The organism is Phocaeicola faecalis (assembly GCF_021730445.1).
Lineage (GTDB): Bacteria > Bacteroidota > Bacteroidia > Bacteroidales > Bacteroidaceae > Phocaeicola > Phocaeicola faecalis.
In genome coordinates this window covers 14,720-28,976 of record NZ_JADNRM010000009.1, presented here as the reverse complement: position 1 = coordinate 28,976, position 14,257 = coordinate 14,720, and the positions used below count along the sequence as shown (strand labels likewise).

Genomic DNA, 14,257 nt, shown 5'->3' with positions numbered 1-14,257 from the left:
TGTTATTCGGCTCCTTCGTATCCCGGATTTTGTCCCAAACTGCTATTAGCCTCTCTTTGTCGTTGCGGAATAGGATAAAGCACATGGAAAGGCTTTGCGTTCTTGCCTCTTGCTACTGCATCAGAAATGAATTTGCCATGTCTGATGAGGTCTTCTCTTCTCAGGCCTTCAGAGAAAAATTCCCTGCCTCTTTCTGCTAAGATAAAGTCTCTTAATGCTTCTTTACTGTTATAGTCGTTTAACGAAATCTCATCGGTCTTTGCTCTTTTTCTTATCATGTTGATGAGCGTGATACTTTCTTGATTGGGCCCTTGTTTCTCATTTAAAGCTTCTGCTTTACAGAGTAAGATATCTGCGTAACGAATATAAACAATATCATTACCGTTTGCTTCACCTACAGCATCAGGGTCCGGCCAATATTTAAAGCTTCTTACATTGTCCAAGGCAACGCCTTCTTCGTTTCTGAGTAATTCGACTTTCTCTCCACTTTGATCGGTGTAATTTGTAATCAGGACTTCCGTTCTATTGTCGTTGGGCAAGAAAGTTTCATAAAATGCGGTGTAAGTCCTGAACTGTGCACCAAAGTTGACCCAATTGGACTGAATCGGATAATTGGGAGGAAATGCATGCGGCATATAGTTATTGTGATAACCTGATTGGGCGATACAGGGAGCTCTATAGATATATTCCTTGTTATTTTCTCCTTCTATGGAAAACATCTTCTTGTAATTGTCATATAATGAATAATAATTCAAATCAATGACTTGTTGTGAGGTTGAGATGACATTGTCCCAATCCTTTTCATGCATATAAAGTTTGGTAAGAACGGCAAGAGCTGCACCTTTTGTCGCTTTTCCGATTGGGTTTTCTTCTATCGGCAGATTTTCAGCGGCAAAGGTCAGGTCAGCTACTAAATATTTGACGAAATCTTCCTGACTGGCGCGTGGGGTTGACTTGCCTATCTGTTCAATTTCATCGGGACTTGCATCTTTCGGAATTTCGATAATTGGAGTTGTTCCAAAGATATTATATAAGAAATAGTAGGATACGGCACGTATAAAACGAGCTTCTCCTTGTATTTTCTTTAGGTTTTCTTCTGAGACACCTTGTAGGCCTTCTGTGACGTTAAGCACAGAATTGGCACTGGCAATTGCCTCATACATTTTACCCCAGAAAGAATTTAAGATGGAATTGTCTACCGCCCAAATAAAGTTGATAAACGGAGCCGCATCACGTTCCAGTCCACCTCCTGTCTCGAAAGCAATATCGGTTGGAAACTCATTCATCAGGTAGGTATAATTACGGCTGGAGTACTCGATAATTCTGGAACGTGCATAGGCACCGGCAAGCAGTGCATCAATACCTGACTGGTCTTGCAACATTGCATTGGGGTCATATTCTGTGTAAACTTTCTCTTCAAGAAAATCTGTACAGCTCATGGTGCCGCTTAATAATAATGATGCGGCAATGATATATATGTATTTATTTATTTTCATAGTGCTTTGTTTTTAGAATGTGATATTTACTCCAAATCTTACAGTACGTGCCAATGGATAACTATTATAGTTTACTTTAGAAACCTTATCGCTTCCTGATGCGCTTGCGTCAGGGTCGAAACCGTCATAGCCGGTGAATGTGAAAAGATTATCTATTGCTCCATAAATGGTGGCAGCCTGTATAATATTATTCTTCTTGATTGGTATGTCATAACTCAGATTTATGTTTTTAATGCGTACAAAAGAAGCATCTACTACCGTTAATGAGTTAATGGAATATTGTCCGCCATAATTAGAGGGATTTACTCCGCTGGGATATTTATTGGTTGGATTATTCTCAGTCCATCTGCCTGTATAGTATTTAGCTATTCGGTTACGATATTCATTGGTCGGGTAAAGTGTTTCAATGACATTTGCATCTAGTGTTTGTATACCCAGCACCCCTTGGACAAAAATGCTTAAAGAGAAATTTTTGTAACGGAGGCTATTCGTAAAGCCAAAGGTCACATCGGGGAAAGGTTTACCCAATACTACCCGGTCATTTGAAGTGATGGCATTGTCGCTATCCTGATTCTTGAACTTTAATTCACCTGGTTTGGCATTGGGCTGGGCAGAGCTGGCAATGTTATCGTCTTTTTGAAAGATTCCTTCCACTTCATAACCATAATATGAATAAATGGGGTCACCCACTCTGGTTATTTCATAACCGGAGATGAAGCTGGAAACAGAACCTGTTATCAATTCGGGAATAAATGCCGGAAGTTCCTTAACTCTGTTCTTTAGGAAAGAAAGGTTTAAAGAAGTATCCCATCCCCATGCTTTTGAGTTAATATTTACTGTGTTTAGTGTAAAGTCGATACCGGAATTACGAACTTTTCCCGCATTCACTTTCACGTTGCTGAATCCTATAGAAGAGGGCAACGGTTTGTTAAATAACTGGTCTTTTGTATCACGGATATAGAAGTCTAAACTACCTGTGATACGGTTATTAAAGAAGCCAAAGTCTACACCTATATTGGATTCTGCTGTTGTTTCCCATTTTAGTCCGGGATTAGGAAGCCTTGCCTGTACTACTCCTTGAGCGAGTGAGTTCCCAAAGACAGCAGAGCCTCCGGCAGAAAGAGTTTGGATGGTTTGATAGTTGGCGATACCTTGGTTTCCTAACTGTCCGTATCCGATGCGCAACTTTAAATCGCTGATATTTTCAAACTTCTTGATAAATGGTTCTTCCGACATTCTCCATGCAAAAGCCACGGATGGGAAGAAAGCATATTTATGGTCTTTGGAGAACCGTGAAGTTCCATCATAACGGAAAGATGCTGTAAGTAGATATTTATTCATAAAATCGTAGTTGATTCTGCCTAAGAAACCATTCAAGCGGTTGCGGTCTTTATAAGAATAAACATCATCTCCATTCAGATTGTCTCCGCTATGCATATTGTTGAAACCTGTGACATCCGACAAGAAGCCTTTGGCTGTTCCTCTTACATATTGTGACAAGAACTGTTCGAATGTAGCACCGGCCAGAAAGGTTAGTTTATGAACGTCATTGAAATTCTTTTTATAACTCAATAAGAATTCTGCCAGCCATTGGGTATTTTCTCCACTTTTCTTTGAGGCTTCGCCCTTACTGGCCAATCCGTTGATAGTCTCTCTGCTTCTGTAGCTGGACTCGGTATAAGAATCGATGGTGGCACCTAATCTGGCTGTAAACACGAAATCTTTGAATGGCTCAATTTCTGTGGTGAATGTTCCATAAACACTATTCCCTTGTTTTTCAGGACTGATACCATATAAAAGTGCTTGTGGGTTGTCGAGTGCGATAAAGCTGTTTTTCCGATAACGTCCTGTTTCCGGGTCAATGCCCGGAGCTAGAGTCGGGTCAAATTGCAGAGCAGAATTAATTGGGCCTGCGGCTTCATTGGCTCCGGTCATATTTTCATATGTAGATTTTCCATCGGTACGTGTATAGTTCATATTGAATTTAAAGCGCAAGAATGTTTTCGGAGTAAAATTCATATTGGCCCTTACATTGTATTTCTTTAAATTAGAGAGTTTCACAACTCCTTGCTGGTCAAAATAGCTGAGTCCTAAATAATAGTCATGCTTATCGCCTCCACCGGATATGGATAATTGATAGTTTTGTACCGGTGCAGAAGCACGGAAAATCTCATCCTGCCAGTTCGTACCTTTACCTACAGCTGCAATTTGTTCTGCTGTATAGATAGCTCCTTCGGGATTATTTGATTCCAAACGAAGGGCATTCAGCGTTTCCATATATTGTTTCCCATTGAGAACATCTATTGTTTTTGCTACAGACTGAAATCCTACTTCTGCACCGAACTTCACGGTCATTTCTCCCTTGTTGCCGCTCTTTGTCGTAATCAGTACGACGCCATTGGCTGCACGCGTTCCATAAATGGCTGCGGCTGAGGCGTCCTTTAATATTTCTATTGACTTAATATCGTTGGGGTTAATGGAAGAAGGGTCTACCCCCGGAAGTCCGTCTACTACCACCAATGCAGAGTTGCTGCTGTTAATGGAACCTGCACCGCGAATCTGGATTTTCGTAGAGGCACCTGGAGCAGAGCTTGTCTGGCTGATGTTTACACCGGCTGCTTTACCATTGATCATCTGAAAAGCATTTGTATTTACGCCTTCCGTAAATTTGCCTTCACCTACTGAGACAACAGAGCCGGTAATATCCTGCTTCCTTTGGATGCCATAACCCACTACCACCACTTCGTCTAAGGTTTTCGAGTCTTCGACCATCTTGATGTCGAGATTCTTTTGATTTCCATTAAGAAGAATGTCTTGTGACTGATATCCTACATACGAGATGACTAATACATCTCCTTTGTTTACTTTGTCAAGAGAGAATGCACCATCTACATTGGTGATGGTTCCATGAGCAGTTCCTTTGACAATTATACTGGCACCGATAATAGCTTCGTTGGACTTTTTGTCGACAACGCTACCGGTAATGGTAAATTGTTGTGCATGGGTGACCATGGCTGCCAACAATAGAATGAGTGAAAGTGTGATTTTTTTCATTGTAGATCATTTAAGTTACACATTAGGTTAACTAGCACTGGCAAATGTACGATTGAACGTATTTAAGGAAGATACATGTTCTTTTCAGTTTGCATACACATTTAATTCATTTCGTGTTTTTGCTCCGATATTCTTTGCTTTTTAAAGAAAATATAGTTCTTTTGCCTTCAATAATCTGAAGGCCAATGAAACGTCTTGCAATTCTTACCTTGTTATTTGTCGTGATAAACTTCTTACTGTGTAACGGTTGTTATGCCTTTTTAAATCGTGACGTTCGTTTGCTGACTATACAAAATGGGTTGGCCGACAATAATGTCAACTGCATACATAAGGATAAAGATGGATTTATGTGGTTCGGAACTAATAACGGAATAAGCCGTTATGATGGTTCTTCCGTTAAAAGTTTTACGGTAGATTCGGTACCGTATATGAATGTTACAGGAATAAGCGAACTGTCTGAACATTGTTTGGGGATATTGGTTCAGAAGACACTTTGGGGTTTTAACAGGCTGACGGAACAATTCATTCCGATAGAGATGGCAGCAGAAGTGCCTAAACTGACGCAAGTTGCCATCAGTCATGATAAACAATGTTGGGCGATGAGTCGGGATTATTTGTATTTATTTGATGTTAAGGAGGAAACAGATGAAGAGGGGAATGTCATAAATCTTGTTTTAAATGTAAAAACAAAGGTTGGGGGATTGGTTCAGAAAAAGGATTATCTTGTTCGTTTTGCTTTTTCGCATGACAATGATGAGATTTACTTGGCCGACAACCATATTAACCTGATTACTTATAATGTGAAAAAGCAAGCTGTGACCGGGCAAGTTTCGTTAGCCGGTTGTATTCCAGTAAAAGAAAACTATAATATCAGTTCCATTTTAGACGGAGATGATATTATATGGATTTCTACTAAGGTGTATGGGCTGATTCGTTATTATAAGCGTACCGGACATATCTATCGTATTTCGTATGAAGGGGAGGGTAAACCGAATTTATTGTCGCATACGGATGTTTATGGGTTAGTTCCAATTAATAATGGCCGGTTGTTGGCTGTGACGTGGAATGGATATACTATCATAACTCCCGGCAGGGACTCTTCTGAAGGATTGACCACGAGTATCTATAATAATGTTTCACTTGTTAACCGGAATCTTGAGATACGCATGATTTCGGTATATTATGATTCACAGGGAATTTTGTGGATAGGGACGAATGGTGGTGGAGTGATGTATTCAGACTTGAGATTGCAGTATTTTAATCAATTTCATCAGGACAGGCATAATGAAATTTGCGGTATCACGGCAGATGATAAAGGATATATATGGTTGGCTACTTTTCATAAAGGCATAATGAAAAGCCGTAAACCTTTTAACCCATTGGAGATGCTTGATTTTGACACTGTGGGCAGTCGGGAAGTTAAAAGCCGGGAAACAGTGCTATGCTTGTTAAAAGATGGGGAAGGAAATGTTTGGTTCGGTAATCAGGACGGTACATTGTCGGTATATGATAAATCCGGTCTGTTTAGGAGCTATACTTTGTATCCGGATGGTTTGATGAATAAGTCTTCTGTGTGGTCTCTCTATATGGACTCGAAAAAGATTTTTTGGATTGGTACGGAAGGTGGCTTGTTGAGGTTTAATCCTGAAACCGGAGAGTGTTACCGGATAAAAGTCCGAAAGGCATCATTGACAGATTCTTATATTGATGTTCGTGCTATTTCGGAAACAAAAGATGGTAAGTTATGGCTGGGCTTGGAGACGAAAGGGTTGGCGCGCATCAACAATGACGGAGTTATGGAGGTCGGATATAATTCTTTGTTCGGACTACAGAATGTGTCTGTCCGGTCATTGCTTGCTTCTTCCGATGGGTTACTGTATGTGGGATATGAGAATGGTTTTGCAATAGTGAATCCGCGAACGGAGGAGATAAAAGACTTCTATACCACACACAATGGTCTGTGCAATAACTTTATAGGGTGTATCACCGAGGATGCCAAAGGCCAAATATGGCTTGGCTCTAATTCGGGGATTTCGCGTTATAGCCGTCATCAGAGATTGTTCTACCATTATTATATCTCAGGCAGTAACCGCACTGCGTTCTTACATGGTGATAATTTGTTCTTTGGTAATAATAAGAGTCTTACTTATTTCAATCCGGAGAATATCAATGCTTTTCCTTTCTCGGAGGTTGTTGCTGTTTCTACCTTGGAAGTTGGAAACAAGACGGTAAATATCGGGGAAGAGATAAACGGGCAGGTGATACTGAATAATAATTTGTTTTATACCAAGGAAATAGAATTGAATGACAGAAATCGTGATTTCTCGCTCACCTTTAATAATCTGTCTTATTCCGATGAGCAGCAGAAGCTTCGGTATCGGCTGTTTCCTTATCAAACGGACTGGATGATAGGCAACAGAGGTGAAAAGATATCGTATGCCAATTTGCGTGCAGGCGAGTATATGTTTGAAGTGCAGAATTTGTTTCCGGATGAGAAAATGGGTAAAATGACTTCTTTGAAGGTAGTTATTCTTCCACATTGGAGTGAAACGGTATGGTTTAAATTATCGCTGTTGGGATTGGCTCTCATGATTGTATTATGGACTATCAATCGGTTCCGGATTCGTCAAAAGAGATTGGAGCATGAGCTGCAATTGGAACATGAAGTTTTTACGGCCAACGTAGAACGAGACAAGGAGAAGCAGATACGGCTGGAGCGGGAGAACTTCTTTACCAATGCCTCACATGAGTTGCGTACGCCGCTGACTTTAATACTTTCGCCTTTGCAAGAATTGTTGCAGACATTAAGTTCGGCTGATGTAATTTATAAGAAACTGATTGTGGTTTATCGTAATGCCGCTTCATTGCATACATTGGTAGACCATTTACTTTATGTGCAGAAGATAGAGGCGGGCATGGTAAAGCTTCGTCTGTCTCAAACCGATATAGTGACTGTTGTGGAGGAAGTAGTGGACTCTTTTCGTCAGATTGCTGAGACAAAAGGGTTTGACTTCGATATTCAACTCCCTGCAGAGCCGTTGGTGTTATGGATAGATGTGGAGAAAATATCATCGGCCATCCGTAATTTATTGTCGAACGCCTTTAAATACACTTCTCCCCGGGGCCGTGTCATTTTACGCATGGAGCGGGTACAAATAGATGGACAGGCATTTTGCAAACTGACTGTTTCTGATACAGGCAAAGGAATACCCGAAGAGTTGCAGGAACGGGTTTTTGACTCTTTCATCACGGGTGACCAAGTTCCGATGCTCTCTACCAAAGTCGGTATCGGGCTGCGTATTGTAAAGAATACCATGGATTTGCATCATGGCTCTATCTCTTTGAAGAGTAGTCTGCAAGAAGGAAGTACGTTTGTATTGGCTATTCCTGAGGGAAATGCTCATTTTTCGGAAGATAAGTATGAACTGGTGGAAACACCGGTGAATGAGGAGACGGATATTCCAGTACCTGTAAGTTCCTCTGTTGCCGAGCAGGAAAAAGAGGCTGGAAACAAGAAAAGCCTTCTTATTATCGAAGACAACGAGGAGGTGCGTGCCTATATATGCAGTTTGTTTTGCAAGAATTATACGTTGTATGAGGCTGCCAATGGAGAAGAAGGTGTCCGGATAGCTACGGAGAAGATTCCGAATCTTATTATATCGGACATCATGATGCCCGTCAAGGATGGATTTGTCTGTTGTCGTGAGATTCGGGAGCGGCCGTGCACTGCGCATATTCCTATTTTGATGTTGACTGCCAAGGCAGAAGATGCGGATATCCTGTATGGGTCTAAAGTGGGGGCGGACGATTATATACTGAAACCGTTTAATCCGGAAATACTGAAATCGAGGGTTGAGAATCTTATCTTGCAGCGCGAACGCCTGAAACGTATTTATACCAAAGCTTTGATGCTGAAGCAGAAGGAAACGAAACAGGGCGAGGCAGAAGAAGTGGCGGATGATTTCATGAAAGGGGTTATTCAGGTTATTGAGGCTAATCTGGCAGATGAAAACTTTAATGTGAAGATATTGGCGGAACAATTGAATATGAGCCAGCCTACTTTATATAGAAAGATAAAACAGCGTAGCGAACTGGCAGCGATAGATATCATCCGCAGTATCCGTATGAGCAAAGCTGCCTCTCTAATCATGGAGAACAGATACTCCATTCAGGAAATAGCAGAAATGGTAGGTTATAGCGACACCCGTACCCTCCGAAAACATTTCACTGAGCAATTCGGAGTGTCGCCATCCAAGTATATAGATAAACCTGAAATGCAAGGGAGCTAGCCGAAGCAGATTCCCATCCGTTTCCCTTGGACAATCAGGTCATGGTCTTCGTCCACCAATTTTAATTTGCCGGCTACTTCATCCAAAGGAACAGAGCCTATCTGAGCTCCTTGCAGGGAAACCATTCTTCCGAATTGTCCGGTGGCAATCAGTTCCGTAGCATGGCCTCCCATCCGGGTGGCTAGATTACGGTCGTATGGGGTGGGTGAGCCTCCGCGCTGGATATACCCCAAAACCGTTTCGCGTGTTTCGAATCCGGTTTCATATTCTATCTCTTCGGCTATGTATTCGGCGGCCTTTTTACCGTTGATGGTCTGGATGCCTTCTGCCACAACGACAATGGAGTAAGGCTTTCCCTTTTTCAACCTTTCGATAATTGTGTTGCCGATGTTATGGATATTATAAGGTAGTTCCGGGATGAGAATGACATCACCACCGCCTGCCATGCCTGAGTAAAGGGCAATCCATCCGGCCTTATGTCCCATCACTTCGATAACCATGACACGCTGGTGCGAACTGGCAGTCGAATGTAAACGGTCGATAGCGTCGGTTGCAATCGTTACAGCAGAATCAAACCCGAAAGACACGTCGGTTCCCCATACGTCATTGTCGATGGTTTTGGGGACAGACACCACATTGACGCCCGCTTGTGCTAGCTTGGCGGCTGTTTTTTGTGTACCGTTCCCACCGATGCAGACAATGCAGTCCAATCCCAGGTCATGGATATTCTTCAACATTAATGCCGGTTTGTCTTCGGAAGCGGCAGACAGACGTTTTTTAAATGGTTTCTCACGTGAAGTTCCAAGAATGGTTCCTCCTAAATTGAGCAAACCTGATAACGATTTTTCTGTCAAAGGTTCTATATCGTTGTCCAATAAGCCTCGAAATCCGCTCCGGATTCCAAAAACTTCCATGCCGTAGTGATTTATGGCTGTTTTACAAACTCCTCTGATAGTGGCGTTTATTCCGGGACAGTCTCCTCCTGATGTCAAAATTCCTATCTTCATAGCCGTTGATGTTAAGTTGTAAACGTGCGTAAAGATAAGAAAAAATAAAAGTAATGCAGAAAACTATAAAAAAAATAATGTTATAAGGCTTATTAATACAGAAAAGGTTAATTTTGCAGGATATAACGAATTGTATATTAACGGAAATGAATTCGACCAGACTAATTAGTACACTATTCAAACCCCGACAGACAGCTACGGCATTGTATGCCACTCAAGCTGAAGCTATTCAGGCAAAGGTTTTTGACCGTCTTATCAAAGACGCTGCCAATACGAAATGGGGATTGGAGTATAACTATAAAGACATAAAGAGTTATCAGGATTATCAACGTGTTCCTTTACAGACTTACGAGGAAATAAAGCCCTATGTGGAGCGTATGCGCCGGGGAGAAAAAAATGTATTGTGGCCGGGTGAAGTCATCTGGTTTGCAAAGTCTTCGGGCACGACCAATGATAAGAGTAAATTTATTCCTGTCAGCAAAGAAGGATTGCATGATATCCATTATGCCGGGGGTATGGATGCCGTCGCGCTTTATTTACAGCAAAATCCCAATAGCCGTTTCTTCTCGGGAAAAGGGCTGATTTTGGGAGGTAGCCATGCTTCCAATTATAATCTGAAGCGGAGCTTGGTGGGTGACTTGTCTGCCATTCTGATTGAGAACGTCAATCCATTGGTTAACCTTATTCGTGTGCCCGAAAAGAAAATCGCACTGTTAAGCGACTTTGAGGAAAAAGTGGAGAAGATTGCCCGCAGCACGATGAACAAGAATGTGACCAACTTGTCGGGAGTGCCTTCGTGGATGTTGGCTGTTGTCAGACATATCATGGAAATCAAGGGGACAGATAATCTGGCGGAAGTATGGCCTAATCTGGAAGTGTTTTTTCATGGAGGAGTGGCATTTACCCCTTACCGCGAACAGTACAAGCAGATTATTCGCAGTGATAAAATGCACTACATGGAGACTTATAATGCCAGTGAAGGTTTCTTCGGATTACAAAATGATTTCGATGATCCTGCCATGATGTTGATGATTGACTATGGGGTATTCTATGAATTTATTCCGATGGAAGAGATAGAAAACGAAAACCCCCATATCATTCCTTTGGCAGATGTGGAACTGAACAGGAATTATGCGATGGTCATCAGTACATCTTGCGGATTGTGGCGTTATATGATTGGTGATACGGTGAAGTTTACGAGTAAGCATCCTTATAAATTTGTCATCACGGGCCGCACCAAGCATTTTATCAATGCTTTTGGTGAAGAGCTGATGGTGGATAATGCCGAACAGGGGTTGGCAAAGGCATGTGCCGCTACCGGTGCACAAATCACAGATTACTCCGCTGCTCCTGTTTTCATGGATGCCAATGCCAAATGCCGTCATCAGTGGTTGATAGAATTTGCAGTCATGCCAGACTCTTTAGAGAAATTTAGCAAGGTACTCGATGCCTCTTTACAAGAAATTAACTCCGATTACGAAGCAAAACGACATAAAAACCTTACCTTGCAGCCCTTGGAAATTATTGTAGCCCGTCCCAACCTGTTCCATGACTGGTTGAAAGAGAAAGGCAAGTTGGGAGGACAACACAAAGTACCTAGGCTGAGCAATACGCGTGAATATATAGAAGAAATGCTAAGCTTGAATAAGTAAAGAAATGAATTGGAATAGACATAAATTACCTGCTTTGCTGATGTTGATGATTGTGGTGTACTCATGCGCCAGCATGGGAAACCCCGACGGTGGTCCGTATGATGAAGAGCCGCCAAAGTTTGTCAGGAGTACCCCCAAACCATTTGCCATCAATAGTAAAGAGAAAAAAGTAACCATTGAATTTGATGAATTTATCAAGCTGGAAAAGGCTGCGGAGAAGGTGGTAGTATCTCCTCCCCAGTTGGAACAGCCCGAAATCAAAGCCAGTGGAAGGAAAGTAGTGGTAGGATTGGTGGATTCGTTAAAGCCGAATACTACTTACACTATCGATTTCGCGGATGCTATTGTCGATAACAACGAGGGTAATCCGTTGGGTAATTATGCCTTTACCTTTTCCACCGGTACGACTATCGATACAATGGAAGTATCGGGGACAGTGCTCGGCGCTTCAGATTTGGAGCCGGTGAAGAATATCCAGGTAGGTCTGCACTCTGACTTGAGTGACAGTGCCTTTATGAAGAAACCATTCGACCGCGTATCCCGTACAGACAGTCGCGGACACTTCTCCATTCGTGGCATCGCTCCCGGCAAATATCGTATTTATGCCTTAATGGATGGTAATCAGAATTATTTATTCGATTCCAAGACCGAGATGATTGCTTTCAGCGATTCCATTATCATACCTGCCATGGAGGATGCCATGCGCCAAGATACGATTTGGAAGGATTCACTGACCATCGATACCATTAAGAGTGTGGGATACACCCGTTTCCTGCCGGATGATATTATACTGAGAGCGTTTAAGGAAGAAAATGACCGCCAATACCTTACTCGCAGCGAACGTGATAAAGAGAATCATTTTGTTCTTACTTTCAGTGCGCGGGCAGATACGCTTCCCACGCTGAAGGGATTGAACTTTGATGAACGTGATGCTTTTATCATCGAGAAGACCGACCGCAACGACTCTATCTGCTATTGGATTAAAGACTCGTTGATATATCAGATGGACACGCTCGAAATTCAGATGGATTATTTGGCAACGGATACATTGGACCGTCTTGTGCCGCAGACTGATACACTCTTTCTGGCAAATAAGTTGACTCGTGCGGAGCGGGAGAAACTGGAAGCCAAAGCAGCCGAAGAGAAGGAAAAGGAACGTAAGAAGAAGGAAAAGAAAGGAGAAACGATTGAGCCGGAACCTACCAAGTTCCTTACAATGAATGTGGATGCCCCTTCTGCTTTCGACCTTGATAGAAATGTATATCTGTCGTTCGATGAGCCTGTGGCAAGCATTGATACGGCGGCCATTCACATGGAAATAAAGAAAGACAGCCTGTGGGAAGAAATTCCATTTATGTTTGTGGCGGACTCCGTGGTGCCCCGCAAGTATGAAATATTGGCGGAGTGGGAACCCGAAAAGGAATATCAGCTGTCGATAGACTCGATGGCCTTTAGGGGAATGTATGGCTTGCATACCAATAAGGTGAAGCAGACCATGAAGGTGAAAAAACTGGATGAATATGGAACCATCTTGCTGAATATTACCGGTGCCGATTCCACAGCAGTGGTAGAGTTGCTGGATGGAAGCGGCAAAGTGTTGCGCCAGCAACGGATAACTCCTCAGAATACGGCGGATTTCTATTATCTCAATCCCGGTACGAAATTCTATATCCGTCTGTTCAATGACCGGAACGGTAACGGAGTCTGGGATACCGGAAAATATTCGGAGCACTCGCAGCCTGAAGAAGTCTATTATTTCCCGAAGGTATGGGAGATGAAGGCAAACTTTGAGTTTGAGGAAAATTGGGATATCAATGCGGTCCCGGTTGAAAAGCAGAAATTGGATGAAATAAAGAAGCAGAAGCCGGAAGAGACGAAGAAGATACAGGACAGAAACAAAGAAAGAGCTAGAAAACTAGGCCGATGAAAAAAATAATATCCATACTATTGTGTTCTTGGTTCATTATATGTACCGCAGGAGCGCAGTGTGCTGCAAAGAATGAAGCCATACAAGCGGGCGAACTGTTGACTTATGACCTTAAGTTCAACTGGAAATTCATCTGGAAAGATGCCGGTGTCGCCCGGATGGATATGCAGGCAGTGACTTATCAGGGCAAGCCTTGTTTCCGCACCAATTTGGTGGCCGTCACGAATGGTATGGTTGATTTCGTTTTCAAGATGCGTGATACACTGACTTGTATCACGACCAATCGGTTGGAGCCTCTTTATTTCCGTAAAGGGGCAGAGGAAGGTAGCCGCTATACAGTGGACGAAGTATGGTTCAGCTATAAAGATGATAAATGTATTGCCGACCAGCGCAGGATGCGTCGTGGCCGTGACACGGTGAAGACGCGTGACGAAAGCGAAGGATGTATATTTGATATGCTGAGCATTCTGATGCAGGCACGTTCTTTCGATGTCGATGATTACACGGTGGGACAGAAAATTATTTTCCCGATGGCCACCGGAACCAAGATAGAAGACCAGACGTTGATTTATCGTGGGAAGAAGGTATTTAAGGCGGAAGGCGGAGTGAAATACCGTTGCCTTGTCTTTTCGTTGGTAGAGTATAAAAAGGGAAAAGAGAAAGAGGTGATTACCTTTTATATCACTGATGATAAAAACCATTTGCCCGTGCGCTTGGACCTTTATCTGAACTTTGGCTCTGCAAAGGCATTTCTGAAAGAAATAAAAGGAAACAGGCATCCGCTGACATCTATTGTCGAGAAGTGAAGGTGACTGCCATGTGGTCGGAGGTG

The 14,257-nt window shown here is 42.5% G+C and carries 7 protein-coding genes; 4 read left to right on the top strand and 3 right to left on the bottom strand.

Features of this window, described 5'->3' with window-relative positions; translation table 11 throughout:
- Window positions 1-2 precede the first annotated feature (2 nt).
- A complete protein-coding gene (locus IR173_RS10405) occupies window positions 3-1,496 on the bottom strand; it encodes a RagB/SusD family nutrient uptake outer membrane protein (RefSeq protein ID WP_237039540.1) in 1,494 nt (497 codons plus the stop codon).
- 12 nt (window positions 1,497-1,508) lie between these two features.
- Complete coding sequence (locus IR173_RS10400) at window positions 1,509-4,550, bottom strand: SusC/RagA family TonB-linked outer membrane protein (RefSeq protein WP_237039539.1); 3,042 nt, start codon at window positions 4,548-4,550, stop codon at window positions 1,509-1,511.
- A 185-nt stretch (window positions 4,551-4,735) separates the two neighbouring features.
- On the opposite strand from IR173_RS10400, the gene IR173_RS10395 reads away from it, so the two are divergent.
- Window positions 4,736-8,839: a hybrid sensor histidine kinase/response regulator transcription factor gene (locus IR173_RS10395; protein ID WP_237039538.1), complete on the top strand. Its 4,104-nt coding sequence runs from the start codon at window positions 4,736-4,738 to the stop codon at window positions 8,837-8,839.
- Here IR173_RS10395 and IR173_RS10390 read toward each other — a convergent pair.
- Entirely contained in the window at window positions 8,836-9,846 is a 1,011-nt protein-coding gene (locus tag IR173_RS10390; protein ID WP_237039537.1) for an ATP-dependent 6-phosphofructokinase, read from the bottom strand. The genes IR173_RS10395 and IR173_RS10390 overlap by 4 nt on opposite strands.
- 146 nt (window positions 9,847-9,992) lie before the next feature.
- Between IR173_RS10390 and IR173_RS10385 the strand changes: the two genes are divergently transcribed.
- From IR173_RS10385 to IR173_RS10375, 3 genes are read left to right on the top strand one after another with little or no spacing between them, the layout of a single operon-like run.
- Window positions 9,993-11,498, top strand: a complete 1,506-nt coding sequence (locus tag IR173_RS10385; protein WP_237039536.1) for a GH3 auxin-responsive promoter family protein — start codon at window positions 9,993-9,995, stop codon at window positions 11,496-11,498.
- A 4-nt stretch (window positions 11,499-11,502) separates the two neighbouring features.
- Window positions 11,503-13,425 carry an Ig-like domain-containing protein gene (locus IR173_RS10380; RefSeq protein ID WP_237039535.1) on the top strand — a complete coding sequence of 641 codons (1,923 nt, stop codon included), beginning with the start codon at window positions 11,503-11,505 and terminating at the stop codon, window positions 13,423-13,425.
- Window positions 13,422-14,231: a DUF3108 domain-containing protein gene (locus IR173_RS10375; protein WP_237039534.1), complete on the top strand. Its 810-nt coding sequence runs from the start codon at window positions 13,422-13,424 to the stop codon at window positions 14,229-14,231. Before IR173_RS10380 ends, IR173_RS10375 begins: the two co-directional genes overlap by 4 nt.
- The last annotated feature ends 26 nt before the right edge of the window (window positions 14,232-14,257 follow it).